Origin of the sequence: Hansschlegelia plantiphila, assembly GCF_027922265.1 — a bacterium.
In the GTDB taxonomy this organism is placed as follows: domain Bacteria; phylum Pseudomonadota; class Alphaproteobacteria; order Rhizobiales; family Methylopilaceae; genus Methylopila; species Methylopila plantiphila.
The window spans coordinates 659,176-684,945 of the sequence record NZ_BSFI01000008.1; the positions used below are offsets into that span (position 1 = coordinate 659,176).

Annotated in this window: 20 protein-coding genes; 10 read left to right on the top strand and 10 right to left on the bottom strand. The window is 66.1% G+C overall.

Going from position 1 to position 25,770, the window contains the following annotated elements; genetic code table 11:
• Window positions 1-10 precede the first annotated feature (10 nt).
• Complete coding sequence (locus tag PKE75_RS12900) at window positions 11-1,363, top strand: RES family NAD+ phosphorylase (protein ID WP_271169129.1); 1,353 nt, start codon at window positions 11-13, stop codon at window positions 1,361-1,363.
• A gap of 69 nt (window positions 1,364-1,432) precedes the next feature.
• Here the strand turns inward: PKE75_RS12900 and PKE75_RS12905 are convergent, their stop codons facing one another.
• From PKE75_RS12905 to PKE75_RS12940, 8 genes are all read right to left on the bottom strand, one after another.
• Entirely contained in the window at window positions 1,433-6,253 is a 4,821-nt protein-coding gene (locus PKE75_RS12905; RefSeq protein WP_271169130.1) for an ATP-binding protein, read from the bottom strand.
• Between the two features lie 170 nt (window positions 6,254-6,423).
• Window positions 6,424-8,118 carry a site-specific integrase gene (locus tag PKE75_RS12910; RefSeq protein ID WP_346432721.1) on the bottom strand — a complete coding sequence of 565 codons (1,695 nt, stop codon included), beginning with the start codon at window positions 8,116-8,118 and terminating at the stop codon, window positions 6,424-6,426.
• Between the two features lie 385 nt (window positions 8,119-8,503).
• Window positions 8,504-9,355 carry an ABC transporter permease gene (locus PKE75_RS12915; protein WP_271169132.1) on the bottom strand — a complete coding sequence of 284 codons (852 nt, stop codon included), beginning with the start codon at window positions 9,353-9,355 and terminating at the stop codon, window positions 8,504-8,506.
• Window positions 9,355-10,242, bottom strand: coding sequence for an ABC transporter permease (locus tag PKE75_RS12920; protein WP_271169133.1), 888 nt, complete (start codon window positions 10,240-10,242; stop codon window positions 9,355-9,357). Before PKE75_RS12920 ends, PKE75_RS12915 begins: the two co-directional genes overlap by 1 nt.
• Window positions 10,239-11,324 carry an ABC transporter ATP-binding protein gene (locus tag PKE75_RS12925; protein ID WP_271169134.1) on the bottom strand — a complete coding sequence of 362 codons (1,086 nt, stop codon included), beginning with the start codon at window positions 11,322-11,324 and terminating at the stop codon, window positions 10,239-10,241. The genes PKE75_RS12920 and PKE75_RS12925 overlap by 4 nt, the downstream gene beginning before the upstream one ends.
• A gap of 34 nt (window positions 11,325-11,358) precedes the next feature.
• On the bottom strand, window positions 11,359-12,825 hold the full coding sequence (locus PKE75_RS12930) for an aldehyde dehydrogenase family protein (RefSeq protein ID WP_271169135.1): 1,467 nt from the start codon (window positions 12,823-12,825) through the stop codon (window positions 11,359-11,361).
• Window positions 12,826-12,895: 70 nt separating this feature from the next.
• Window positions 12,896-13,942, bottom strand: a complete 1,047-nt coding sequence (locus PKE75_RS12935) for an extracellular solute-binding protein (protein WP_271169136.1) — start codon at window positions 13,940-13,942, stop codon at window positions 12,896-12,898.
• A 101-nt stretch (window positions 13,943-14,043) separates the two neighbouring features.
• Complete coding sequence (locus PKE75_RS12940; protein WP_271169137.1) at window positions 14,044-15,654, bottom strand: GMC family oxidoreductase; 1,611 nt, start codon at window positions 15,652-15,654, stop codon at window positions 14,044-14,046.
• Window positions 15,655-16,307: 653 nt separating this feature from the next.
• Here PKE75_RS12940 and PKE75_RS12945 point away from each other — a divergent pair.
• From PKE75_RS12945 to PKE75_RS12985, 9 genes are all read left to right on the top strand, one after another.
• Entirely contained in the window at window positions 16,308-16,862 is a 555-nt protein-coding gene (locus tag PKE75_RS12945; protein WP_271169138.1) for a flavin reductase family protein, read from the top strand.
• Between the two features lie 37 nt (window positions 16,863-16,899).
• Window positions 16,900-18,363, top strand: coding sequence for a 4-hydroxyphenylacetate 3-hydroxylase family protein (locus tag PKE75_RS12950; RefSeq protein WP_271169139.1), 1,464 nt, complete (start codon window positions 16,900-16,902; stop codon window positions 18,361-18,363).
• Window positions 18,364-18,433: 70 nt separating this feature from the next.
• A complete protein-coding gene (locus PKE75_RS12955) occupies window positions 18,434-18,853 on the top strand; it encodes a RidA family protein (protein WP_271169140.1) in 420 nt (139 codons plus the stop codon).
• 7 nt (window positions 18,854-18,860) lie between these two features.
• Window positions 18,861-19,538 carry a DUF1028 domain-containing protein gene (locus tag PKE75_RS12960; RefSeq protein WP_271169141.1) on the top strand — a complete coding sequence of 226 codons (678 nt, stop codon included), beginning with the start codon at window positions 18,861-18,863 and terminating at the stop codon, window positions 19,536-19,538.
• Window positions 19,539-19,641: 103 nt separating this feature from the next.
• The gene (locus PKE75_RS12965) at window positions 19,642-20,571 is read left to right on the top strand and encodes a LysR family transcriptional regulator (RefSeq protein ID WP_271169142.1); all 930 of its coding nucleotides are present in this window, start codon (window positions 19,642-19,644) and stop codon (window positions 20,569-20,571) included.
• A 152-nt stretch (window positions 20,572-20,723) separates the two neighbouring features.
• Window positions 20,724-21,758: a carbon-nitrogen hydrolase family protein gene (locus PKE75_RS12970; RefSeq protein WP_271169143.1), complete on the top strand. Its 1,035-nt coding sequence runs from the start codon at window positions 20,724-20,726 to the stop codon at window positions 21,756-21,758.
• A 5-nt stretch (window positions 21,759-21,763) separates the two neighbouring features.
• Window positions 21,764-22,801, top strand: coding sequence for a phenylacetaldoxime dehydratase family protein (locus PKE75_RS12975; RefSeq protein WP_271169144.1), 1,038 nt, complete (start codon window positions 21,764-21,766; stop codon window positions 22,799-22,801).
• Window positions 22,802-22,817: 16 nt separating this feature from the next.
• Entirely contained in the window at window positions 22,818-23,255 is a 438-nt protein-coding gene (locus PKE75_RS12980) for a GlcG/HbpS family heme-binding protein (RefSeq protein WP_271169145.1), read from the top strand.
• Between the two features lie 13 nt (window positions 23,256-23,268).
• Complete coding sequence (locus tag PKE75_RS12985) at window positions 23,269-23,718, top strand: type II 3-dehydroquinate dehydratase (protein ID WP_271169146.1); 450 nt, start codon at window positions 23,269-23,271, stop codon at window positions 23,716-23,718.
• 4 nt (window positions 23,719-23,722) lie between these two features.
• Here the strand turns inward: PKE75_RS12985 and argE are convergent, their stop codons facing one another.
• Entirely contained in the window at window positions 23,723-24,877 is a 1,155-nt protein-coding gene (argE, locus tag PKE75_RS12990) for an acetylornithine deacetylase (RefSeq protein ID WP_271169147.1), read from the bottom strand.
• Window positions 24,877-25,704, bottom strand: coding sequence for an FAD synthetase family protein (locus PKE75_RS12995; protein ID WP_271169148.1), 828 nt, complete (start codon window positions 25,702-25,704; stop codon window positions 24,877-24,879). Before PKE75_RS12995 ends, argE begins: the two co-directional genes overlap by 1 nt.
• Between the last annotated feature and the right edge of the window lie 66 nt (window positions 25,705-25,770).

A 25,770-nucleotide genomic window follows, 5' to 3' on the forward strand; every position in this document is an offset into this window, starting at 1 on the left:
TAACCCAAGCGTGGGTGATCGTTCGATCAGGATAAAGCGCCATAAGGAGCAGGTTTTGCCACTAATGTGCCCCAAGTGCTTCGACGATGCAGGTCTTGAGAGACGTCTCATAGAAATTCGCCCTGATTTTCCAGATGAAAAATGTGATTTTCATCCGACTATGAAGGGCATTCCCGTCGAAGATGTGGCAAATATTATTGATGATGTATTTCGCAATAATTATGAAATTGGTCAATACAGAAACTATGACGGCGAATACGAGGGCGAAGATCTTGAATCGATATTGTATGAATTGACAGGCGCTAGCGACCATCAAGTTGTCTCCGTGCTAGCCAAGCAACTTGTTGATGACGACCCTTATTGGCCACCGGACGGCGATGAGCCATTCTATAGTGATCAATTAGGTTACGTTAAAAGCCAAAGTGCTTTTGCAGGGCACAGTCGGCTTTGGGATGAGTTTCGTGCCAGTATCGTGCACGGGCAAAGGTTTTTCAATGACCGAGCGAGAGAACTCCTCTCGGAGATATTTGACGGCATACACTTGCAGCGAGGCATGAAGGCGCAAAGCCCCGTCTTTGAGATACGGCCTGGCGATCCGCTATCCAGCGTAATGCGGGTGCGCGCCGAAGATGACCACAACGAGCGTCAAACCATCAGATCAAACGTTCCCCGCCACCTCGGCGCTCCTCCGTCGCGGAAACGTCGGGCTGGTCGCATGAACCCCTCAGGCATAACAGCATTCTACGGCGCGTTTGAGTTGGAGACGTGCATCGCGGAATTGAGACCTACCGTCGGAAGTTTTGTAGTTGGTGCTCGGTTCGACATCATAGAGCCTCTATGGGTATTAGATACAACGCGCTTTGCTGAGCCATTCAATGAACCAAATGTCTTCTCTAAGGATCATGTGAAGCGAACTGCGCAGTGGCGGTTTATGCAGAGGTTTATGCACGAGATCGCGCAGCCAATATCAGCAAATGATGAGCATTTAGACTACATTCCAACCCAGGCTGTAGCTGAATACTTGCTAAATCATCATGAGTTTCACTTAGGCGGCCAAGAGCGACGCATTGAAGCTATAATATACAGCTCAGCGCAGCATCCAGAGGGCAGGAACATTGTGTTGCTTGGTGACGCATGTTTGGTCGAGCCAATTGAGGCTAAGCCAGCGAAACCTGATCCATTCATTGGCCCATTCGACGATATCGTCTCGTCACTTCCTGGCCGTTGGCCTCCCAAGCCCTTGCCAAGATTGAGCGTGCGAGACCAAAGTTTCGAAATACGACGTGTAAACAGTGCCGAATTTAACGCCCCAATTCATCATGATTACGATACTATGATAGATGATGATGGCGATGAATTTTGAAAGTTATTGATAGATAATGAAGTAAAAACGCCGTGTGATCCATTTCTATGGCGAATACTAATAATCTGATTAACGAAGGAGATCAGGGAGCTGGAACATCAGATCTAGCGCATCCGGCGAGCCGCCGGCGGAAAAAAGGTTTAGAACCTGAACAATGAGATGGCGCCGCTCCGGCGATGCAAAGATGTCGCGATGGTCGGCGAGATACCAGCGAACGAGGCGGACGACCGCATCGGACGCAAGGCTTTCGTGATGATAACCTTCGCGCGCGGCTGGTCCGAGCAGAAGCCCCGCGACACGGTCGAACACAGGCGCCGGGGCGGCGCTGGCTGTGAACTCGTAGAGCTGAAACAGGTTATAAAGCGTTCGCGGCGTCCCGGATTCGCCGATCGCACGCATGGTCTCAGCGTAATCCTCAAGGAACGCCCGCTTCGCCTCAGGTGACGCCAGTCCCAATGGCTCGTCGTTTCCCGCCTCAGTATAAGCGCCGGATCCAAAAAACAGCTGGTTGCAGGCGTGATCGATGAGCCCTTCGGCCGCCTGGTATCGCTTTGAGGCGGCGTCCCTCTCGGTCTGCGTCGCCCCCGCTCGAGAGAGCACGGGGACGGCGTCTCGCATGACGGCCGCGGCCGCGCAAACAATCCGATGCAGCAGATCACGCGCGCGATCCTGCGCGGTGGCAGCTTCAGCATCAGCCTCGCGATAGCCCCGAAAAAGCCGGTGTCGCAGTGATGATATTGCCGACCAGAGAAAACTCCCATCGACCACAGGATCTTCGATCCAGCCGTCAAGCCACGTCTTCGCGGCGGGCCGACCGGCGTCGATCCAAAGCCGGGCGGCGAGTAACCCGAACGGCTCGCTGAACTCGTCGCGGCCTTCGATGGCCTGGCGGTCGAGTCGTTCGAGAATTGCCGACGTCAACGCGTCGCAACGCTCAGGCTCGGCGTCGAACAGGCGCCATATCGGCCCATCGATGCAGAAGCCGAGCACCGTGAAGTCCGGCTCCGTATGCGCGACTTGCTCCATCATGTCCCACATTTCAGGGCGCGCGGCGTTCCAGAGCACGTCGAGAGCCTTCACGGCCTCAAGCCGGACGACCGGCGTGGGATCACTCAGAACCGGCCATAGCCGCTCGACGATATCGGGCCGCTGGCCGCCGAAGCGTCGGGCGAGGTCGACCATCCCGGCCGCCGCATACACCCGTGCTGCCCAGCTCCCATAGCCCAGCATTCCCGGCGCGTTCGGCTTCGCAGCTTCCGGATGCGGGCTTTTTGACAGCCGATCGAGGATGGCGAGAAGCTCGTCGAGGTCAGGGACACCTTCTGCTCCGGGAGTCCAATTCTCGTCCTCAGCGACGAGCGCTACGGCGTTGCTGACCGCTCCCCACGCGGCGTGCAGGCTGTCCGGGATTGGATCAAGCGGCTCGACGCGATCGAGGACGCCGATGGCCGCCTGGGTTACTCGCCAGAGCGCCGGCAGATCGCGCTCGTCATTCTGCCAGGCGCGGAGCGCCGTCTCGACGGATTTGATGGCAATCTGGATATCATGGTCTGGCGCGTCCTGCGTATGAACGCCGCGATCGGCAAGCGGGAGCTCGACAATAGTTTCAGCGGGCGCGTCGTTGCCGCCTACGGAAGTCATCGGCGGATCGCCAGAAGCGCGCTGCTCCGCTTCCAGCCCGCGCTTTTTAATGCGCGCTTTGTCCGACGCGAGAAGATCTTCGCCAATGATTGACAGGACCCGCTCGACGACAGCCTGTCGCAAGCCCCAGGTGCCGTCGTCTTCGGTCGCATCGGCGCCGGCCAGCAGGGTCTGCTCGAAGTCTGCCCGCGCTTCCGGCGACTGGCTCGCATAGACCGCAGCGACATAGGCTTCGGCGTCGAGGCGTAAGCCCCGCATGCCCAAGAACGAGAGTTTGCTTGAAAGCGGCCAAAGCAAGTCGTCGGCGACGCCCGGCCGCTCCCTCGCGACGCCAAGCAAACGAGCCCAGACCGAGGTGCAGCCCGAAGCGCCGAGGCAGGTCTCAACGATTGATCGAAACACCTCGCCGGGACAGGCGCGTAGGAAGGTCGCGAAGGAGGTAAAGAGCTGGTCCTGCGAAAGGTGGCCTCGCCCGATATGGTGCCATCCGCCCAGCGTCAGCATGTCGTCAAAGACATGTGCGACGCCGTCCCGGAAGGCGATCTCGTGAGAAGCGACGGCCATTGACCGCCGCTCGGCCGCGATTCCGATCGTGGCTGCGACGAGCGCCCGTGTCGCCGCCTGCGGGTCAATCTCTAGAAACTTCGAGAATACCTCCCGCAGGCGATAGCGCGCCGACTCGTAGTCCTGCCTGGCCGTCGAGGTCATCGCCAGGATGCGGCTCGGCGCGCCTCCGAACCAGCGCTTTTCGTCGCTTGGTGCCGGGCGGCCGAACAGAGTCTCATAAATGCGGATTGCGAAATCCGGATCGATGGCCGCGATCGTTGGCGCGCCTTCTGCCAGCCAGCCCGCTTCGTCCGGCGCGTGACGTTCGAAGCGGTCGCCGAGGATGCGCTCAAGCAATGCGCGCGAGGCGGCTGGGTCGCTTGGGTAGGACTTGCAGACAAATCGGATGGCGTTGACCGCCAGCAAGGGCGTAGGCAGGTCGAGCTCCCAGGCCAGCGACAGTAAGGCGCGGCTGGCGCGACCGAACATGTCCTGGAACGCGCGATCGTCGATCCATGCATGCTCCGACAACGCATACAGGACGGCGCGAGCTGCGTCAGCGAACCGGCGTCCGGCCGCGCCTGCCATCTCGGCCAGCTGAGCCCACGCCGTGGCGACCGCAGCGGTCGGCGCTCCGGCTTCGGTCAAATGCATGCGCAGAAAGCGCGCCAGCATGGACAGCGCGCGGCCGAGCGGCTCGTCGTCAAGATGTTCGGTCAGAAGCGTTCGGAGGCCGTCGACGTCAGCCGGCGACGCTACCTGTTCGGCAATAGTGCGAAGCGCGATGCTGACCACCACCGGGTCGACGTCGTTCTGACCGGTGATCAACGCGAGCAGCCGCCACACCCGATGCCGTCCGGCCGCGTCGTCCCGCCATAGGGTTTCTAGCGCGAACCTAAACGACGGACCGAGAAACAACCCGATCGAGGGATCGGAGATTTGATCCGCTAGACGGTTGGGGTCTAGGTAGAAGCGGCCAGCCGCATGATCGAACAGGACGTGATGGGCGAACTGGATCCGGTCGCCATCGCTCGTCAGCACCCCCGCTTCCAGAACGCCGTCAAGATCGTCGTGACCGACAGCGATCGCGCGCACCGACATCGTTCGCTGTTCGACCATGACCGAAACCGCGGCGGCTGTCGCCCGACGAAGACCGTGGGTCGTCAGCCGCTCGTCCTCGTAGCGCGTGATAAGGTCCGACTGGGTAGTAAGGTTGCGGATGCTGTCGGCGGCGACCCCGCCCGCGATCAGTTCGGCGGCGAGAGAAAGGTTGAACGGGTTGCGTATTAGCTCCAGCAGGCGCGCCGGCGCGTGTGCGATCAGCCTGGCGAGCTGCGGATGAGCATCGACGGTCGCTTCGAGCTCGCCGGCACTAAGGCGCGGTATGTCGAAATGGCGCACATCGACGAATGCGGGCGCGCAGAACGTCGCGCTGAGCGGCGTCCCGGCCATGAGCCTGCGCAGCGAACGACCGTTGCGGAGGTCGAAGCTTCGCACCGAAGCGACTACTGACCATCGATCGACAAGCTTTGTTTCGACATCGTCGATGAGGTCGAGGAACATCGGTTCGGATGCATCACCCCGGCCGGCGTCGAGCGCGTCGATGACTAGAAGTCCGCGTTCTGAGCCCGGCCATCCTGCGAGAACGTCGAGCACGGGATGATCGAGACGCAGACGCTGTTCGACGGTCGCCGCTGTTCTGAACCGGTCCACCGATAGGAAGACGACTGGCGCTCCGGCCGCGGCTCGCGCTGCGGCCAGGGCAACGAGGGCGCCGGTCTTGCCTGCGCCAGGCTCGCCGGTCACCAGACCACTGGCGTGGCAGAGCGCTGCCCCAAGCGCTGTCACGCACTGTCGTGCGATTGGGACGCCGTCGTCGATCGGCAGTAGCGTGTGTCGCCGAAGCCGGCGCAGCTCGTCATTGGTCCAGTTTGTCAGACACTCGAGATCGACGTCGTAGATCGGGTTACGCCGGTCGACGACGCCTTCGCGGCGCAAAGCGCGCATGAGGCCGTCGCGCTTAGCCGGCGCCCCGGACTCGATCATTCCCCGGATGACGCCGATCAGCACGCCGAGCGCGTGCCGTCCCGCATCCGCTTGGCCGATCACGTGCGTCCCAAGCGCAACGGCGGCGTCGCGCCTCTGGTGGCCGTCCAGCGCGACGTCGAAGCGTGCGATGCGAAACAGTCGGGCGAGGCGCGCGAGGTCAGCGTCGGACGGCGCACCGCCAGTCGCGCGCCGCCAGGACCTCGTTGCGTGCTGCTGGAAAATTTCGAGCGCGGCTCGCTCCTGTTGATTGAGGGTCGCGGCGTCGGCCCAGCTTGCGCCGAGATCGAAGAACCGACAGGCGCGTTCGAGATGATCGAGCGATGCAGGCGCCCCGCGGGCGACGGCCATCACTGCCGCTGAACGATCGAGGCCGATCCCGTCGGTCTGGGCTGCGCGCTCGAAAGAGACCAGCTGCTCGATTGTCTGCGCGAGATCGGAATCTTCGGCGCGCTCGAGCCCTGGGCGCGTCTTACACTGGACGACGATCACGCCGCCGTCGTCGCGCCTGACCCTGATGTCGTCAAGGTGCTCGCCGGTTTCTAGCTGGATCTCGGTGACGCGAGGTGTGTCTGCGAGACCGAAGCGTGAGCCGAGCGGCAGGTCGGACAGCCATAGTGCCGCTGCCCAAGCGCCGACGCCGGCCTGGAACGCCATGCCGGCTTCAGTAGCCCTGCCGCCGGCGGGTCTTGCAACTCGTGGCGGGACGCGCGGCATACTCGGAGAACCTGACAAATTCCAAGCCTCTGACTGTGTTCAGCGGGAGCCCTGGGATGTGCAGCTCGCGTCGCAGTCCGCTAGCCAAGCGCGAGACTATCGCATGGAGCTTACCGCGTGAGTTTGATCACATCGCCGAAGTCTACTTTTTCCAGCGCGTCGCGCATCGCCTCCACGCTCGCCTGATGAATGTAGCGACCGCCGGCGGACGAGTCTTCGTGACCGGTGATCCGGTCGCTCAAGCCTCGATCAACGCCAGCGCTTGATAGTGCGGTCTTCAAGCTGTGGCGCAGCGAGTGAAAAACCTTGCGTTTGTCGGTGATACCGCAGCTCGGGAGGAACGTTCGGTTGAACCATCGCGGCAGATGTTGACTGAACGACTGCGCTTCGTCGCCTTGCGCCTTACCGCGGTCGTGCCAGTCGGGGAGGATGTGGGTCTTGCCAGACTTCTTGAGGCGCTCAATCCGCTGTTCGAGACCAAGCCGGATCAACGTCGAGTGAACGGGCACTAGGCGACGCGATGCCTCGTTCTTCAGTTCGCCTCCTACCTCGAACACGAGGACGCCGCGCTCACGACGAACGGCATCGATCGTCAACTGCGCAATCTCGGCTGCCCTCATCCCGGTGTATAGACCGATGAGGATCGCCCACGGGCGCTCGCCGAAGTCCGTGCTCGCGGCGAACAGAGGCGTGGAAAAGATCTTCGCGAGGTCGCTTGTTGAGAAGGGGATGCGAGGGGGCCCCTTACCGTCCTCCGAGCGATCAACATGCACGTTCGACGCCGGGTTGTCGGGGATTATCTCGTTCTTAGCGGCCCACGCGAATATCGAGCGGATGTGCGCAAGCCACTTGTTGTTGATTGTGCTGGCCTCGAGGGTCGGAAAAGGTGCGGCTCGAGCCTTGTTGGCCTTGATCGCTTCCGAGATCGTCGAGCCCGGAAAGCGCTGCACGTAGTTGCTCGGCGTTTCTTGCAGCGCGCGCTTGTAGGAAATGATGTCGCTCTTGGTGATCCGGTAGATCGGAGTGGGTTCGCCAAGGTGCTCCGCGAGCATGCGGCCGGCCACTCGAAACTCGTTGGCTGTGGCGGGGCGGGGTCGCTTCTCTTCGATCGCCAGCGCGACAATCTCGAGAAAAGTCTTCTGGTGCTCAGGGCGCATGCCTGCCGCTCGGGCAGAGCGTGGATCGTTGACCACCAACTGCGGCGCCGGACGAAGCAGCGGATGCTTCGGATCGCCAGGGTCTTCTCCTTCGTCCCGTCTTTCGCCACACTGGATAGTTTCGAGGTGGATGCTCGCCAGTGACATGCACAGGTGCCGCCATTCGAGTGTGCCTCGCGCGACGGCGGCGTTGCCCCGAGAAACAAACTTATCTACGGCCCATCCGATGCCCGCCCCCATCTCTTCATTTGTTGCTCGGCCAGACACTATGCGCTTAAGCAAATCGACATAGGCAGGCCGGAAGAGGCTGAAGTCGCCGACGGCCTCGCGATCGCTCGTAAGGCGTGCCGCGCTGTCGAGCTCCTCCTCCTCCGCGAAATGCACCATGGCGATCTGGCGGTCGGTCAAGGGACGGTTTGGGCTAATCGTCAGCGCGGCGTTCGCCTTGACGGCCGCTCGCGCGTGATCGATCCGCTGATGGAACTGTGCAACAGCTGCTGGCAGCTTTCTGAGTGCGACCGCATATTCGCCGCCGAGGGGCTCGCGAAGCTCCGTTGAGCCAATCGCTGCCACGACGTCTGCGGGAACTACGACGCGAGCCCAATATCGACCCTGTCGAATAGCGAGATGACGAACTTTTCCAGTCATGCCCAAAGCCCACTCAGTGTAACATGATCTGTTACATCGGAATGAGCATAAGTCACTGTTTCTCCTAGCTTGCAAGGAGTTCAATGCATCCGCGCGTGAATGTTGGAGAGTCCCACCCTCTCCGCCATTCCAAATTCTAGTTTAACGTGGAGACGGCTTCTCGGGCTTGGGGAGAGGTGCGGCGATCCGGAGGAGATCTGGGTCGTGCACGCGCCGGGCCGCCCGCCGAGCCGTCGGCTGCGTGCGCTGATCGATGTGATGGTCGCCTTCTTCGCCGACGAGCCTCAGGGCTTGAGGCGTCGACGTGGTCCCGCCGCTCGTGCTTTGTGCGGCTGGAGCCTCCAAGGCGGACGTCCGGGGCGTCCGCGACCGAGGCCGGCCGCCCTCACGACCGGCGCGAGGAGAACCAGAAGCCGGCGACGAGCAGCAGCGAGAGGCCGAACAGCAGGCTCGAGAGCGCGTTGATCTGCGGCGTCACGCCCTGGCGGATCATCGAGAAGATGTAGACGGGAACCGTCGTGTTCCCCGGGCCCGAGAGGATGTAGGAGGTGATGAAGTCGTCGATCGACATGACCAGCGACAGCATCGCGCCTGCGACGATGCCCGGCGCGAGCAGCGGCAGCGTCACGAGGCGGAAGCACTCGGCCGGCGTGCAGTAGAGGTCGCGCGCGGCCTCCTCCATGGAGACGCTGATCTGGGCGAGCGCGGTGCGGATCGGCATGAACGCGAACGGCGTGCAGAACACCGCATGCGCCAGCACCAGCGTGGTGATGCTCGATCCGAGGTCGATCAGCGCGAACAGCATCAGCGTCGCGATCGCGAGCACGATCTCGGGTATGGCGAGCGGCAGCGCGATCAGCCTTTCCGACAGCCGCTCGAAGCGCCCGGCCCCGCGCACGATGGCGACCGCGGCGGCGGTGGCGACGCTCACGGCGATCAGAGTGGCGAACAGGGCGACGATCAGCGTATTGGCGAGCGCCTTGCGGACCGATCCGTCGGCCAGCGTCGCCTGGTACCAGCGAAGCGAGACGCCGCGCCACATGCCGATCATGTCCCCGTCGTTGAAGGAGTAGACGACGAGCGTGACGATCGGCGCGTAGAGAAACACGACCACGAACCCGAACCAGACGCCGAAGCCGCGATACCGGTCGGGCGCGAGGAGCGCGCGGACCGGACGCCGGGGGGCGCTGTCATGCGCCGGGGCGCCGCCGGAGCGCTTGACCTCCGAGGCGGCCATCAGGCGACCCGCCCGAGGCGACGGCGGATGAGAAGCGGAAGCGTTCCGGCGCATCCGATCAGCAGCAGCATGACGACGGCGATGGCCGCGCCGAACGGCCAGTTGTGCGCGGAGCCGAACTGGAGCGCGACGAGGTTGCCGAACAGCAGGGTCTTGCCGCCGCCGATGATCGTCGGCGTGACGAAGTCGCCGACCGCCGGAATGAAGACCAGCATGCAGCCCGCCGCGATGCCGGGCGCCGTGAGCGGGATGATCACGTCCTTCATCCGGCTCCAGCGCGAGGCGTAGAGGTCGGCCGCCGCCTCGATCAGGCGGCCGTCGAGCTTTTCGAGGCTGGAGCACAGCGGCAGGATCATCAGCGGAAGGTAGTTGTAGGTCATCCCGAGCAGGATCGCCTTCGGGGTGAACAGGATGTTCCGGTAGAGCCAGCCCGCGCCGAGCGCGCTGAGGGCGCTCGCGATCAGCCCGTCGTTTCCCAGGATGATCATCCAGGCGTAGATGCGGACCAGCAGATCCGTCCAGAACGGGATCGCGACGAGCAGCATCAGCACGCTGCGGCGCGAGGGAGGCTGTCGCGAGATGAAGTATGCGACGGGAAAGCCGACCAGGAGGCAGATCGCCGTGGTCGCCCCGGCGAGCGCGGCCGACGTCAGGAAGATCTGGACATAGGACCACTCGACGCTCGCCGTGCCGTCGAAGTCGACATTGTAGAGCAGGCTTACGAAGGCCGCGCCGCTGAAGGTCCAGTCGACGCCGCCATAGGCGCCCTGCTCGGTGAACGCGATCGCGACCACGAGCAGGAGCGGCGCGAGCAGCAGCCCGCCGATCAGCAGCCAGACCGGCGCGAGGCCGAGCACCCGGTTGGTCCTGGCGCGGGCTGAGCTCATTGGCCGGCGACGATCCGGGCCGCGAGCGGCGGAATCTGGAACCGCACCGCCGACCCGGGCGCGAGCCCGAGCTCCCGCAGCGTCTCGCCGGATGTCTGCACGCGGATCACGCCTTCGCCGACGGCGAGCTCGACGAGGGAGGAGTCCCCCATGAACGCCACGTTGCGAACCTCGCCCGCCGCGCCTTCGTCACTCGGGGCCAGAAGCCTGATCTGCTCCGGCCGCGCCGAGACCAGCGCCTCCTGGCCGACGACGAGCGCGTCGTCGCAGCTTGCGAGGACGATCAGCTCCTCGTTGATCCGGCAGCGCGCCTGACCGGCCGCGTCGACTCCAATCACCTCCCCCTTGAGGAGGTTCGCGTCGCCGATGAACTGCGCGACGAAACGGTTGGCGGGACGGGAGTAGATGTCCTCCGGCGTCCCGAGTTGCTGCACGTCTCCATGGGCCAGCACCGCGATGCGGTCGCTCATCGAGAGCGCCTCGTCCTGGTCGTGGGTGACGAAGATGAAGGTGACGCCGGTCTCCCTCTGCAGCCGCTTCAACTCGAAGCGCATCGCCTGCCGAAGCTTGAGATCGAGCGCCGACAGCGGCTCGTCGAGCAGGATGACGTCCGGTCGTGGGGCAAGCGCCCGGGCGAGCGCCACCCGCTGCTGCTGACCGCCGGAGAGCTGGGTCGGCCGACGCTCGGCCAGCGCCGTCATCTGCACGAGCTCCAGCATCTCTCTCGTCCGTGAAGCGACGTCGGCCGCAGGCCGGCGGAGACGCTTCAGCCCGAACGCCACGTTCTCCGCGATCGTCATGTGCGGAAACAGGGCGTAATGCTGGAACACTGTGTTGATCGAGCGCGCCTCGGGCGGAAGCGCGGAGACGTCGACGCCGTCGACCAGCACCCGGCCGCTCGTCGCAGTCTCGAAGCCCGCGAGGATGCGCAGCAGCGTGGTCTTCCCGCAGCCCGACGGCCCGAGCAGCGTGAAGAACTCGCCGCGCTCGACGTCGAGGGACACGGCGTTGAGCGCGACGTGATCGCCCTTCGCCCCGAAATAGGTCTTCCCGACCCGCTCGATCCGGATCTGGACGCTCATTGCCGCGACGGCTCCATGGCCCGGCGACCGAGCCTCATTTCGCGTACCAGCCCAGTCCGGAATCCGGCAGCCAGCGGGTGAACTGCCGGGTCTCCTGGAACGCCTCCATGCCCCAGCGGCCGAGTTCGCGGCCCATGCCGCTCTTCTTGAGGCCGCCCCATGGCGCCTCCATCACGACGATCTGGTTGCAGTCCTGCCAGATGATTCCGGCCTGGAGCTGCGCCGCGACGCGGTCCGAGCGCGCGGCGTCGCCCGTGAGGACCGCTGCGCCGAGGCCGTATTCGGAGTCGTTGGCGAGCGCGACCGCCTCGTCCTCGGTCTCGAAGGCCATCACGCTGAGCACCGGCCCGAAGATCTCCTCGCGCCAGATGCTCATGTCGGGCGTCACGTCGGTGAAGACGGTCGGGGCGACGAAATAGCCGGCGTTCAGGCCTTCCGGCCGGTCGCCGCCGGTCAGCAGCGTCGCGCCGGCCCGGCGGCCGGCCTCGATGTAGCCCATGACCTTGTCGTACTGAGCCTTGCTCACGAGCGGCCCCATCTGGCTCGCCGGAGCGGCGCCGGGGCCGACGACGAGCTCCTCGGTCCTGGCCTTCAACTCGTCGAGGAAGGGCTTCTTGATCGCGGCGCTCAGCAGCAGCCGCGAGGTCGAGGTGCAGACCTGTCCCTGATTGACGAAGGCGCCGAACATCACCCATTCGACCGCGCGGGCGATGTCGACGTCGTCGAACACGAGGATCGGCGACTTGCCTCCGAGCTCCAGGCTGACCTTCTTCAGATCGGCGGCGGCCGAGGCCATGATCTTGCGGCCCGTCGCCGTCGAGCCGGTGAACGAGATCTTCGCGACGGCGGGATGCTCCACGAGCGCCTGACCGGTCTCCGCCCCGGTTCCGGTCACGATGTTCAGCACCCCGGCCGGAAGTCCCGCCGCGTTCGCGATTTCGCCGAACATCAGGGAGGTCATCGGCGTGACTTCGGACGGCTTGACCACGCAGGCGCAACCGGCGGCGAGAGCGGCCGAGACCTTCCAGGTGAACTGCTCGATCGGAAAATTCCAGGGCGTGATCAGGCCGACGACCCCGAGCGGGCTCTTGCGGACGACGACCTTGAGATAGGCCGCGCTGGTGGAGAGCTCCTCGTCGGCGCCGTCGAGCTGTTCCGCCAGACCGGCGTACATGTCGAAGATGTTGGCGGCGGTGTCGACGTCGTAGAGCGCCTCGACCAGCGGCTTGCCGTTGTCGCGGGTCTCGAGCGCGCCAAGCTCGTCGCGGCGCTTGCGGAGTTCGGCTGCGATCGCGCGAAGATGCTTCGCCCGCTCCGCCCCGGTGGTCACGCCCCATGTGCGGAAGGCGCGAGCCGCCGCCGTGACGGCGGCGTCGACGTCCGCGGCGGTCGCAGCAGGGACGCGCGCGAACACCTCCTCGGTCGCGGGGTCGATGCAGTCGAGCGTCCCGCCGCCTGCGGACGCGCGCCAATCGCCGTCGATGAACAGTTCGTCGCGCATGGTCGCGTTCTCCGAGCGTGTCGATCGGCCGGGGCCCGCCGCATCGAGGCGGCGGACCCCGCCCAGGGGGTCACTTGAGGACCGAGGTCCAGACCTGGCTCGCGAGCTTTGCGGCCTTGGGCGGGCACTGACGGGCGAACTTCAGCGGAACGCCCTCCGGCACCTTCAGCTCTTCGGCGGCGGCGACCTTCGGATCGAGGAAGGGCTTGCTCGCGGAGTATGCGTTGGAGTCGCCGGCGTAGTTGGACTCGATCGCGATGTTCTCGGGGTCCATCACGAAGTTCATGAACTTCTTGGCGTTCTCGAGGTTCGGCGCGCCCTTCGGGATCGCGACGCTGTCGAACCAGCCCATCACTCCCTCCTTGGGGAAGGCGTATTTCATGTTCGGCAGGTTGGAGACCCGGGCCTGATAGGCGTTGCCGGAGTACCAGAGCGCCACGGTCGTCTCGCCGGCCCCGAGATGGTCGCCCATCCCCGTGTCGTCGAAGATCTTCACGTGCGGCTTGAGGTCCAGGTAAAGCTTCTGGATCTTCTTCAGCGTCGCGCCGTCTTCGTTGCAGAAGGGCGCGTCGAGATACATCTCCGCGATCTCCAGCATGCCGTCCTGGGAGCGGAACAGCTGGATCTTGCCCTTGATGCCGTCGGCCGGCTCGAACAGATCCTTGTAGCTCTTGAAGCCCTGCGGGAACTTGTCGGCCATGTAGACGATGGACGTCGTGCCCCACTGCCACGGGACCGTGTAGGACTGGCTCGGATCCCACTCGGGCTTGCGCCACTTCTCGTCGACGTTCTTGTAGTTCGGCATCGAGGAGACATCGACCTTCTCGAGCAGGCCCTGCTCGATCATGATGCTCACATAGTTCTGGCTGGGCAGGATGATGTCGTAGCCGGACTTTCCGGCCTGAAGCTTGGCGAGCAGGGTGTCGTTCGAGTCGAAGGTGTCGACCGTGGTCTTGATGCCGGTCTCCTTCTCGAACTTCGCGAGCAGTTCCGGCGAGGTGTAGTCCGCCCAGGTGTAGACGTGGATCTGGCCCGCGTCCGCCCAGGCGGAGGGGATCGCGGCGCAGGCGGAAAGCAGCGCGGCGGCTGCGACGGCGAGGCTACTACGAGCTGGCATGGTGCGATCCTATCGTCGAGGGACAACCGGCGAGCGCCGGGCATGCGATCTCGTTGCCGACGCGAGGGCGCGCGGCCGCGAAGCGAGGCGCGAGGCGAAAGTCAGGCGAGCATCAGGGCGGCGGCCTTCTCGCCGATCATGATGGAGGGCGCGTTGGTGTTGCCGCTGACGAGCGTCGGCATGATCGAGGCGTCGGCGACGCGCAGCCTGCCGAGCCCTCTCACCTTGAGGTCCGGCGTCACCACGCAGTCGTCGGTCACGCCCATGCGGCACGTGCCGGAGGGATGGAAGACGGTCGCGCAGGCGCGGCGGACATAGTCCAGCAGTTCGTCGTCGCTCCGGACCTTCGGGCCGGGCGCCATCTCGACGCCGCGGAGCGGCTTGAAAGGCGAGGCCGCGAAGATGCGGCGGGCGATCTTCAGGCCTTCGACAAGCGTGAGGCCGTCCTGCTCGTCGCTGAGGAAGTTGAAGTCGATGTCGATGTTGCGCTTGCTGCCGTCGGCTGAAAGCTTGACCCAGCCGGTGCTCCGCGGCCTGAGCACGCAGGTGTGCACGGCGAAGCCGTGGCCCCATTCGACGAGCTTGCCGCGCGGGCTGCGATAGCCCGGCACGAAGTGGAACTGCAGGTCCGGCACGCCGCCCGAATATTTGGTCGAGGCGAAGCCGCCGGACTCGACGTAGTTCGTCGTCCAGAGGCCCTTCTTCCCGAACAGATACTGGAAGGGCGACACGCTCAGGCGCGGCGCGGCGCGCAGCGAGACGCCGAGGGTCGCCGAACTTTTCGAGCGCACGGTGACCAGGCCATCGAGATGATCCTGCAGGTTGCGCCCGACGCCCGGCAAATGGTGGCGGACCTCGACGCCGACCGCCTTGAGGTCGTCGGCGTCGCCGACGCCGGACGCGAGCAGCAGCTGCGGCGAGCCATAGGCGCCGGCGGAGATCACGGTCTCCTTCGCGGCGCGCAGCCTGAGACGCTCGCCGCCGCTCTCCACCGTGACGCCGAGAACCTCCGCGCCCTCCAGATCGAGCTGGAGGACGGTCGCTTCGGTGAGAAGCGTGAGGTTCGGGCGCTTCTCAAGGACCGGCGCCACGAAGGCGCGGTAGCTCGACAGGCGCTTGCCGTCCTTCTGCGTCAGCGCATAGACGCCGACGCCGCCGAAGGTCGCGCCGTTGAAGTCGTCGTTCCGGCTTTCGCCGGCCTCGACCGCGGCGTCCACAAACGTCTTGGACAGCGGGTGGACGTCGCGCGGCTCGTTGACATGGAGCTCGCCGAACGAGCCGTGATACTGCGGCTCCTGTCCGATCTGGTTGTTCTCCGACTTCATGAAGAACGGCAGGACGTCGTCATAGCCCCAGCCCCGGCAGCCGAGCTCGGCCCAGTGGTCGTAATCCGAGCGCGCGCCGCGGATGTAGATCATGCTGTTCATCGAGCTCGAGCCACCCAGCATCCGGCCGCGCGGGCTCCCGATCTCGCGACCGTAGAGATGCTTCTGCGGCACGGACTTGTACTGGTGGGCGTATTTCTGGCTGACGTAGAGCGAGAGCGTGCCCGCCGGCACGTGGATGCGCGGGCTCTTGTCCTTCACGCCGCCCTCGACGAGGCAGACCCGGTGCGAGGGATTGGCGCTCAGCCGGTTCGCGAGCACGCAGCCCGCCGATCCCGCGCCGATGACGATGTAGTCGAAGTCGAGGGTGCGGCCGGGCGCGCCCATCAGGCGGTGCCCATGGCGGAAGTCTGCGTCCGGCGGACGGCGCGTCCCGACGCTTCGCCCACCGATGCGACAAAATTCTCAATTTTGAGACGCAGCTTCTCTATTGCAATAAACCGCATCGCTATTTCCGCCCCGGTATTGCGAACTTCTTCAACGAGTATGAAACGGCCGCGAAACCTTCGCTACGGCGCGTTGGGCATGAAATTTTTCAGCAGTTCCTCAGAAAATCCGAACTTGGCGTTTGACGGGCTCGGAAGCGCCTGAGCGGCGTCGACGGTCCTGGGCGTCGAATATGCTCAATTTCGAGGCGCGCCTCCGTCTGAGGCGCCCGGCTGCTTCCCTTCCGCCGATGAACGCGGCGGATCAGTCGGCGCCTGACCATCGCAGTCGGCGACCACGCGCCGCATGCCTGAAGCTTCAAAGGAAGCCCGCCGTTGGCGGCATTAGGGTTCTCATAGGTCGAACCGGGGCGAGACCGCCCTGCTCGGAGCCACTGACCGGGCCGCGACCGCGCGGCGTCTCACGATTTCCGATCCAGTGGATTGGAAAGAACGAATTTACAAATGCCGTGACTCGACGACCCTCCATCCGATCGAGCCAGCGGGCGTCCAGTAATTTCGGGCGCGGCAAAGTATACGGGTTGACGCCTCATGATGATCGCCACAGAGAGGACCGCCACGGCGCATTGGCCGCGGGACGAAGCGCCGGCGGCCGCGGACCGGGCGGAGTTCGTCGACGCGATGAGCCGCGCCGTCACGAGCGTCAACATCGTGACGACCGACGGCGGGGCGGGCCGCTTCGGAGTGACGGTCAGCGCCGTCGCCTCTGTCTCCGCCGATCCGCCGATGATCCTCGCCTGCATCAACCGGAACAGCCCCGCGGCGGCCGCGGTGCGGGAGAACGGCGTCCTGTGCGTCAACCTGCTGGCTGACAGCCATGCGCCGCTTTCCGACGTCTTCGCAGGCCGCTTCGGGCCGGAGGCTCGGTTCGGCTCCGAGGCGGGCTCATGGACGTCCGGCGCGAGCGGGGCGCCGCAACTGATCGGGGCGGTCGCGGCGTTCGACTGCGCGCTCGAAACCGCGGTCGACGCCGGCTCGCACACGATCTTCGTGGGCCGGGTCCTTTCCGTGTCGGTCGGCGGCGAGGCGCCCCTGGCGTACTGCCGCCGCTCCTATTGCACCCCCTCCGCGCTTCCGATCGCATGCTGAGCGCGCCGCCGCTCGCTGCAGAACCCACAGGCTTTCGATGATCAGGACAGGTAATCAGTACCGGGACTCGATCCGGGACGGCCGCCGCATCTGGATCAACGGCGAGCGCGTGGCGGACGTCACCAAGCACCCGATGTTCCAGCCGCTGGTCGACATCCGCGCGCGCATCTACGACATGGCGCACGAGTCCGCGCACGCCGCGGCGATGACCTATGAGGAGAACGGCGAGATCAACGCCGTCGGCTCCAAGCTTCCGCGCAACGCCCAGGACTGGCGCGACAAGCGCGCGGCGACAGACTGCGTCCTTGATGAGGTGAAGGGCGTCGTCACCCGCGTCGGCGACGAGACGATCGGCGAGATGTGGTCGCTGTTCGACGGTCAGGACGTGCTGAACGAGGTCGACCCCCGCTTCTCGCAGAACATCACGCGGCACATCGACTGGGCGGTGAAGAACGACCCGTTCCACGTCTCCGCCAACACCGATCCCAAAGGCGACAGGTCCAAGCGCCCGCAGGACCAGGATCCCGACATGCTGCTGCATGTCGTGAAGGAGACCGACGCCGGCATCGTCGTGCGCGGCGCGAAATACGAGACGGCGGCGGCTTACGCCAACCAGGCCTTCACCAAGCCCACCATCGCGAACTGGGGCGACAGCAAGCTCTCGGAATACGCCGTCGGCTTCGTCTGCGACTTCTCCTCGCCCAACCTGAAGTTCATCGCGCGCACCGGCTTCGCAGGCCGCGCGCCGGCCGAGGATTACCCGCTCTCGAACAAGTTCGACGAGGTCGAGACGCTCGTCGTGTTCGACGACGTGCTGATCCCCTGGGACAACGTGCTGTTCTACCAGCACACCCGCGCCGCGGCCTTCATCCGCGCGACGCTGCACCGCTACTCGGCTTTCGCCTTCGTCCAGCGCAACCTGAAGCTCGCGGACCTGATGATCGGGGCGGCGCTCTGGAACGTGAAGCAGACCGGGCTCGAGCAGCAGCCGGCGGTTCAGGAGAAGCTCGCGACGCTCGCCTGCTACCGCGAGGGGATCAACGCCCACCTCACCGCCTCGATCGTCGACGGCGAAGTGAGCCCCGGCGGACTGTACATGCCGAACCAGTCGCTGCTGATGACGGGCCGCGTGCTCGCCTGCTCTCAGCTGCACCACATGATGCACATCGCCCGCGAACTCTGCGGCGGCCAGATCTGCATCACGCCGGACGCCGCCACCTTCGCGGATCCCGAAGCCGGGCCGTGGCTCAACAAGTTCTACACGCTGAACGACAGCTGGCAGGCCGAGGACCGGCGCAAGCTGCTCGCCTTCGCCCGCGACCTGCTGAATTCCGACTACGCCGGCCACCGGCTGACTTTCCAGCTGTTCGCGCAGGCGCCGCCCTTCGCCCATCTCGGCGCGGTCTATCGCAACTTCGACTGGAGCGGTCCGCTGGAGCAGGCGAAGGAATCCGCCGGGTTGTCGGACCGCATCTACGGGCTGAAAGCCGCCGCCGAGTAGGCGGACGCTCACTCGTCCCTGAAACATCGCCCCGCGGCCCATGCGGGATCAAAGGAGACTTCGGCCCGCCATGGTCCACAAGCGTATCCGCCCGTTCAACACCAAGGAGACCTATCCCGAGCAGAAGCTCGACAACGACCTGTCGCAGGGCGTCGTCGCGCGCGGGACGATGGTGTTCCTCAGGGGCCAGGTCGCCCAGGATCTCGACACGCGCGAGTCGCTCCATGTCGGCGACGCCGGCAAGCAGGCCGCCAAGGCGATGGAGAACATCAAGACGCTGCTGGAGGAGGCGGGCGGCGAGCTCGCCCATGTCTGCCGCATCGTCGTCTACCTCACCGACATCCGGTACCGGGAAGCGGTCTATCAGGAGATGGGCAAGTGGCTGAAGGGCGTGTTCCCATGCTCGACCGGCCTTGTGGTGCCCGCCCTGGCGCGCCCGGAATGGGTGGTCGAGATCGAGGTCACCGCCGTCATTCCCGACGCCGCCTGAGCCGCCGATGACCTTCTCGATCTCCGCCCGCTGCGCGCGGACAGGCATATTCGGCATCGCCGTCTCGTCTTCGTCGCCTTGCGTCGCGGCGCGCTGCGCGCATGCCCGCGCGGGCGTCGGGGCGGTCGCGACGCAGAACATCACCGACCCGACGCTCGGGCCGCGCGGGCTCGACCTGATGGCGTCCGGCCTCTCCGCCGCCGAGGCGATGGCGAGGCTCGTCGCGGAGGCCGCCCATCCCGCCTATCGCCAGCTTGCGATGGTGGACGGGCAGGGACGCACGGCGGTCCATTCCGGCGTGAAGACGCTCGGCCTCAACCGCACGTCAGAACGCCCGGGCGTCGTCGCGGCAGGCAATCTGCTGCGGTCCGCAGGCGTGCCCGACGCCATGACCGCGGCGTTTCTTGCGGCCGAAGGCGAGCACCTCGCCGATCGGCTGATCGCGGCGATGAAGGCGGCGGTCGCCGCGGGCGGCGAGGAGGGCCCGGTCCATTCCGCCGGCATGCTCATCGTCGACGAGGTCGCCTGGCCGGTCGCCGATCTCAGGATCGACTGGAGCGAGGAAGATCCGATCGCCGCCCTCGACGGTCTGTGGCGGCTCTGGCGCCCCCAGATGAACGACTACGTGACGCGCGCGCTCGATCCCTCCTCCGCGCCCGCCTACGGCGTCCCGGGAGACCAGTGACGATGCGCGGCGCTTGACCGTGGACGCCCGGCGCCTGTTCAATCGATCTGAACCGATGGCGCGGGCCGTCGGAATTTTCACGCCCCAGGCGCCCTCTTACGCAATGCGCTTCACGCTCCGGCAGCTCGCTTATTTCGTCGCGGCAGGCGAAACGGGCAGCGTGACCCTGGCGTCGGAGCGCGTCAGCATCTCGCAGCCGTCGATTTCGGCGGCGATCTCGCAGCTCGAGGCGGAGTTCGGGCTGCAGCTCTTCATTCGGCATCACGCGCAGGGCCTGTCCCTGACGCCGGCCGGACAGCGCTTCCTGCAGGCGGCGAAGGCGCTGCTTCAGCAGGCGGACAGCCTCCACGACGTCGCCCACGAGGTGGCGAGCGCCGTCGCCGGCCCGCTGCAGATCGGCTCCTTCCGCACGCTCTCGCCGCTGTTGATCCCAGGCCTGTGCAGCGGGTTCCTCGAGCTCTATCCGCGTGTCCGCCTCAACGTGACGGAAGGCGACGAGGCCTCGCTTCTCGCCAACCTGCGGCGCGCGGAGATCAATCTCGCGCTGACCTATTCGATCCACGTCACCAACGAGATCGACTTCGAGCCGCTCGCTCAGTTGCCGACCTACATCCTGCTCGCAACCGACCACCCGCTCGCCGGACGCCGGTTCCTGTCGCTTCAGGAACTGGCGGACGAACCCTTCATCCTGCTCAACATGCCGCTGAGCCAGGACTACTTCCGCTCCCTCTTCACGCGCGAGGGCCTCACGCCCAACGTCGTCGCGCAGTCCGACCTGCCGGAGACGGTCCGCTCCTATGTCGCGAGCGGCTTCGGCTTCTCGCTGATGACGTCCCGGCCGCTGAACAAGTCGGCGCTCAACGGCCTTCCGCTCGCCTATGTCCGTCTCAAGGGCGACAACGCGCCGATGACGCTCGGCATGGCGACTTTGAAGGGCCTCAAGAAGACGAGCGCGACGCTCGCCTTCGAGCAGTACTGCCGCGAGGCGATCTCGACCGACAAGCTGCCCGGCGTCGCCCCCTGGGAGGATTGAAGCGCAACGGTTCAGCGGCGCGCCTTTGCTTCAGGAGCCTCGAAGCCGAAGCATCGAAAAAACGAATGTCGCGCTGAAACCGATTCGCCGAAGCTTGTGAGGTTGTTTCCGCCGTCTTGCGGAGTCTCTGCGATCAGCAGGAGAACCAGCGCATGAAGTCGATCAAAGCGGCGGCCGTGCAGGCGGCGCCCGTCTTCATGGATCTCGAGGCCTCGATCGACAAGGCCGGACGGCTGATCGAGGAGGCCGCCTCCGCCGGCGCGGAGCTGGTCGCCTTTCCAGAGACGTGGCTGCCCGGCTTTCCCTGGTTCATCTATCTCGGCACGCCGGCCTACGCGCTCGGCTTCTTCGCCCGCTACCACGACAACAGCCTCGCCGTGGACTCGCCCCAGATGAAGCGGCTGCAGGCGATCGTCCGGAAGGCCGGCGTCACCGTCGTCATGGGCTTCTCCGAGCGCGATCACGGCAGCCGCTACATGGCGCAGGCCATCATCGGGCCGGACGGCGAGCTGCTGCTCACGCGCCGCAAGCTGAAGCCGACGCACATCGAGCGCACCGTGTTCGGCGAGGGTGACGGCTCCGACCTCGTCGTGGTCGACGCCCCCTTCGGACGGCTCGGCGCTTTGAACTGCTGGGAGCACGTCCAGCCGCTGGTCAAGATGGCGATGTACGCCCAGCACGAGGAGGTGCACGTCGCCGCCTGGCCGAGCCTCTCGATCTACCGCGACATCGCCTACGCGCTCGGGCCGGAGGTCAACAACGGCGCCAGCATGATCTACGCCGTCGAGGGCGGCAGCTTCGTGCTCGCTCCCTGCGCGGTGATCTCGCAGGAGATGTTCGACATGCTCTGCGACACGCCGGAGAAGGCCCGGTTGCTCAACCCGCGGACTGGCGGCCCCGGCGGCGGGTTCACGGCGATCTACGGGCCGGACGGACGCGAACTCTGCGAGCGTCTTCCCGAGGATCAGGAGGGCGTCCTCTACGCCGATCTCGACCGCGACATGGTCACCCTCGCCAAGGCGGTGGCGGACCCCGTCGGCCATTACGCCCGCGGCGACGCGCTGCGCCTCGTCATCAACCGGACGAAGCGGCAGGCGGTGACGGAGGTCTTCGCGCCGTCTGCAAAGCCGGACGAGAGCGAGGCCGCGCCGCCAGAGAAGCTGCGCCTCGTGGACGGCGTGTCCTGAGAGCCATGGATTCGGCGATCGCGCCCCACCTGCGATGTCCCCGCACACGTCCGCGCGGCGTCGGCGACGGCCACGTGCCGCCTGCGCCGGCATGGTCGGCGCGGGCGCAGGAGCCGCTCGGGCAGGCCGTCATCGGCTATTTCGGCGTCCAGTTCCGGAGCGACGACGCGCCGGCGGCTCGGACGGCGTTTGAGGCCCTGCTCGACTGTCTGAACGCCGCCGACGGCCCGGCGCGCCGAGACCTCGCGCAATACGATGACGCAGCAGGCTTCCAGAACCTGATCGCCGTGTCCTATTGGGACGCGCCGTCCTCCTACGCCCGCTGGCGCGACAGCGCGCGCGTCGCCGGCTGGTGGGACGCGGCCCGACGCGCGCCGGGACCGCTCGGCTATTTCCGCGAAGTCCTGTCGCCGTCGGCTGAACGGCTCGAAACGATCTTCAGCTCCGATCAGCGGCTGGAAGGCCTCGGCGCGCTGATGGGCGGCGTCAGCGACGAGATCGAGGAGCACGGCTACTGGGGTTCGATGCGGGACCGGCTGCCGCTTGCGCAGACGGACGGCCTCGACGGCGACGGCGCGCTGGTGCCGACGACCGATCCGGACGGCCGGGGCCGCCGCGTCGCCGGCGGGCGCAACCTCGTCGTGATCCGCTCAGGACAGGACTGGTCGGAGACCCGCGGCGACGAGCGCCGGCTCTATCTCGACGACATCGAGCCGACGCTGCGCGCGGGCATGGACTATCTGCGCGACCGCGGCCTCGAGGCCGGCTGCTTCTGCAACCGCTACGTCCAGATGATCGACGAGACTCTGCGCCCGATCGAGAAGAGCTTCGGCGTGAGCCACTGGCGCTCGCTCGCCGACCTCGAGCAATGGTCGGCGTCGCATCCGACGCATCTCGCCATCTTCGGCGTTTTCATGCAGGTCGTAAGCGACCTGAAAGACCTCAAGCTTCACCATGAGGTCTGCGTGCTGGAGCCGGCCGCGCAGGACTACGAATACGTCAACTGCCATCCCGGGACGGGCCTTCTCGGCGCGATCGGATAGTTCAGGAAAGACTGTCATGAGCACGCCGCCTTCAGCCGTCCGCGCCGCACTCAAGCTGACGCACGAGGGCGCGCTGAGGGCGCTCGCGGGAGCGGTGGCGAAGGCGGACGAGATCGGCGTTCCTCAAAACATCACGATCGTCGATGAGGGCGGCAATCTGCTCGCCTTCGTTCGGATGGACGGCGCCAAGCTGCTGTCGCGCGAGACCTCGCTGTCCAAGGCGATCACCGCCGCCTCGCACGGCCAGCCCTCGTCGCGGCTCGACCCGAACAACGAGGTGAAGCTTTCGCTCGCCGCCGGCCAGCGCCTCACAAATCTGGAGGGCGGGCTGCCGATCGTCATCGACGGGCAGGTCGTCGGCGCGATCGGCGTGGGCTCCGGGACCGGCGCACAGGACGTCGAGGTCGGCCGCGCCGGTCTGGCCGCCATCGGCGCCGAGGACCAGATCCCATGACCCCCGTCTGGCGATGACCGCCCCGCTCCGGATCCACGTCGTCAACGGTCCCAACACCAATCTCTACGGGCTGGACCCGGCCGGGCCGTACGGCGCGCTCACCCTCGCCGATATCGGCGAACGCTGCCAGCTCAAGGCGGAAGGTCTCGGCGCGACGCTGCGCTTCCGGCAGTCCAACCATGAAGGCGTGCTGATCGACTGGATCCAAGACGCCCGGACCGAAGCCGATGGCCTCGTCATCAACGCCGGGAGCCTGTCCTACAGCTCGATCGCCATCCGCGACGCGCTCAGCGCCGTGGCGAAGCCGTCGTTCCAGGTGCACGTCAGCAACGTCTTCCGGCGCGAGGGCTTCCGCCATCGCTCCCCGCTGTCGGAGGTCGTGACGGGATGCCTGATCGGGCTCGGTCCGTCCGGCTACGAGATCGCGATCCAGGCGCTGATCGAGCATCTCGGGCGGGTCTGACGTCTCAGGCCGCGAGCTCCTCGATCAGGCGCGCCAGCATGGCGTCGCAGGCCGCGAGTTGCGCGCGCGAGACGTATTCGTCCGGCTGATGGGCGTCGCGGATGTCGCCGGGGCCGCACACGACCGTCGGCACGCCGAGGCGCTCGGTGAACAGGCCGCCCTCGGTGCCGAAGGCGATCTTGCGCAACTGTCCCTCGCCTCCGGAGAGGCGGCGGGCGAATGGGACGATCTCGGCGCCGGGATCGGTGGCGAGGCCGGGATAGGCGTTGAGGATCTCGATCGACACGCCTGCGCCCGGAAAACGCGCCTCGGCCTCCCGCGTCAGCCGTCCGGCCTCGGCGAACAGCCGGTCGAGGACGAGCCTAGGCTCGTCTGCGGGTAGATGGCGGATCTCGAAATCGATCGCGCAGTCCCGGGGCACGATGTTGAGCGCCGTTCCGCCTCGTATGACGCCCGCATGCACGGTGGAGAACGGCACGGCGTAATCGTCGTCGCGAGGGCCGTCGCGAGCGATGACGTCCTGTTCGCGCCTGAGCGCGCCGACCATATCGGCGGCGAGATGGATCGCGTTGAGGCCTTCAGGCGCGAGCGCCGAGTGACATTCCCTCCCGCGGCAGCTGATGCGGCCGGCGACCTTCCCCTTGTGCGCGACCACCGTCTCGAGGCCTGTCGGCTCGCCGACGATGCAGAAGGCCGGCAGATCAGCGCCGACAAGCTGCTCGATCATGCGGCGGACGCCGACGCATCCGATCTCCTCGTCATAGCTCAGCGCGAGATGCAGCGGGCGCTTCAGCGGCCGCGCGGCCGCGCTTTCGACGGCTGCGAGCGCGCAGGCGATGAACCCCTTCATGTCGCACGTCCCGCGACCGAGCAGCCGGTCGTCGCGCGGCGTCAGCCGGAACGGGTCGGTCGTCCAGGCCTGGCCCTCGACCGGAACGACGTCGGTGTGGCCGGAGAGCATGACGCCGCCCGGCCCCGCCGGACCGATCACCGCGTGGAGGTTGGCCTTGCCGCCGGCGTCGTCATGCGTGAGCGACAGCCGCGCTCCCAGCGGGGAGAGCAGCTCGCGCACGAAGCCGATCAGCCCCAGATTGGAGTCGCGGCTCACCGTCGGGAAGGCGATCAGCCTGTCGAGGATCTCGACTGTGCGCGAGCGCATCAGGAGACAATGTCGAGCGCGAGGTCTGACGCCTCGGGCGCGCCCGCGCCGTCGAGCCGGAACCCGTCGCCGTTCGCGATGAGGCGGCATTCGGCGAGCGCCTCGCCTCCCGCCAAACGCCTCAGTCGCGCATTGTAACGCCCCGGCGCGGGGCGCAGGATCTCGTCAGGCCAGGCGACGGACACCCGCCCGCCAAGGCTGCGCCTCAGCCGCGCCTCGACCGTCCACGGATCGCCAAGCAACGTCCCCGCGGTCGCCGCCTCGCCCTCGCGCAGCAGGTGCCGGATCAGCGACGAGGAGCACCGCGCGTCCTGCCGCCGGACCGTCGCGACGACGCTGACGCCGAAGCCGAGTTCGTCGCCCATGGCGCGCAGACGTTCGGTCGTTCCGGCCCGGCCGGCGCCGAAGCGGAAATCCTCGCCGACGACGACCTGCGAAACGCCCACGCTGCGGACGAGCACATCCCGCACGAAGGCTTCGGGCGACTGACGGGCGAAGGTCGCGTCGAAGCGGGGCGCGCAGCTGAACGCGAAGCCGCGACGCGCGAACGTCTCGCGCTTCACCTTCGCCGAGGCGATGCGGAAGGCTGCGGCCGCCGGCGCGAAGAATTGCCGCGGATGCGGCTCGACGGATAAAACGCCGACGGGCCGGCCCCCGGCCGCGTCGCGGCCGGCGTCCAGCAGGGCCGCATGGCCGAGGTGAAAACCGTCGAAATTGCCGAGCAGCAGCACCGGGCCGGCCGAGGCTTCGCTGTCGCCGCAGAACGCTGGAGCGTCGTAGGGCCTAGAAACGCAGGACGCTTCGGGAGGGGAGGGCGCGAAGGGCATGGCTGAAGATGTCGCCCCGATCCGCGCCGGATCAAAGAACCATTCCACGAGGTTCGGCATCCGAAA

Excerpts from the sequence above, each read along its gene's own strand:
- PKE75_RS12905 (WP_271169130.1), bottom strand. The coding sequence starts at position 6,253 with ATGGCGTTCCAGGCCGGCGTCGGCGCTTGGGCAGCGGCACTATGGCTG.
- PKE75_RS12910 (WP_346432721.1), bottom strand. The coding sequence starts at position 8,118 with ATGACTGGAAAAGTTCGTCATCTCGCTATTCGACAGGGTCGATATTGG.
- PKE75_RS12915 (WP_271169132.1), bottom strand. The coding sequence starts at position 9,355 with ATGGCCGCCTCGGAGGTCAAGCGCTCCGGCGGCGCCCCGGCGCATGAC.
- PKE75_RS12920 (WP_271169133.1), bottom strand. The coding sequence starts at position 10,242 with ATGAGCTCAGCCCGCGCCAGGACCAACCGGGTGCTCGGCCTCGCGCCG.
- PKE75_RS12925 (WP_271169134.1), bottom strand. The coding sequence starts at position 11,324 with ATGAGCGTCCAGATCCGGATCGAGCGGGTCGGGAAGACCTATTTCGGG.
- PKE75_RS12930 (WP_271169135.1), bottom strand. The coding sequence starts at position 12,825 with ATGCGCGACGAACTGTTCATCGACGGCGATTGGCGCGCGTCCGCAGGC.
- PKE75_RS12935 (WP_271169136.1), bottom strand. The coding sequence starts at position 13,942 with ATGCCAGCTCGTAGTAGCCTCGCCGTCGCAGCCGCCGCGCTGCTTTCC.
- PKE75_RS12940 (WP_271169137.1), bottom strand. The coding sequence starts at position 15,654 with ATGGGCGCGCCCGGCCGCACCCTCGACTTCGACTACATCGTCATCGGC.
- PKE75_RS12945 (WP_271169138.1), top strand. The coding sequence starts at position 16,308 with ATGATCGCCACAGAGAGGACCGCCACGGCGCATTGGCCGCGGGACGAA.
- PKE75_RS12950 (WP_271169139.1), top strand. The coding sequence starts at position 16,900 with ATGATCAGGACAGGTAATCAGTACCGGGACTCGATCCGGGACGGCCGC.
- PKE75_RS12955 (WP_271169140.1), top strand. The coding sequence starts at position 18,434 with ATGGTCCACAAGCGTATCCGCCCGTTCAACACCAAGGAGACCTATCCC.
- PKE75_RS12960 (WP_271169141.1), top strand. The coding sequence starts at position 18,861 with ATGACCTTCTCGATCTCCGCCCGCTGCGCGCGGACAGGCATATTCGGC.
- PKE75_RS12965 (WP_271169142.1), top strand. The coding sequence starts at position 19,642 with ATGCGCTTCACGCTCCGGCAGCTCGCTTATTTCGTCGCGGCAGGCGAA.
- PKE75_RS12970 (WP_271169143.1), top strand. The coding sequence starts at position 20,724 with ATGAAGTCGATCAAAGCGGCGGCCGTGCAGGCGGCGCCCGTCTTCATG.
- PKE75_RS12975 (WP_271169144.1), top strand. The coding sequence starts at position 21,764 with ATGGATTCGGCGATCGCGCCCCACCTGCGATGTCCCCGCACACGTCCG.
- PKE75_RS12980 (WP_271169145.1), top strand. The coding sequence starts at position 22,818 with ATGAGCACGCCGCCTTCAGCCGTCCGCGCCGCACTCAAGCTGACGCAC.
- PKE75_RS12985 (WP_271169146.1), top strand. The coding sequence starts at position 23,269 with ATGACCGCCCCGCTCCGGATCCACGTCGTCAACGGTCCCAACACCAAT.
- argE (WP_271169147.1), bottom strand. The coding sequence starts at position 24,877 with ATGCGCTCGCGCACAGTCGAGATCCTCGACAGGCTGATCGCCTTCCCG.
- PKE75_RS12995 (WP_271169148.1), bottom strand. The coding sequence starts at position 25,704 with ATGCCCTTCGCGCCCTCCCCTCCCGAAGCGTCCTGCGTTTCTAGGCCC.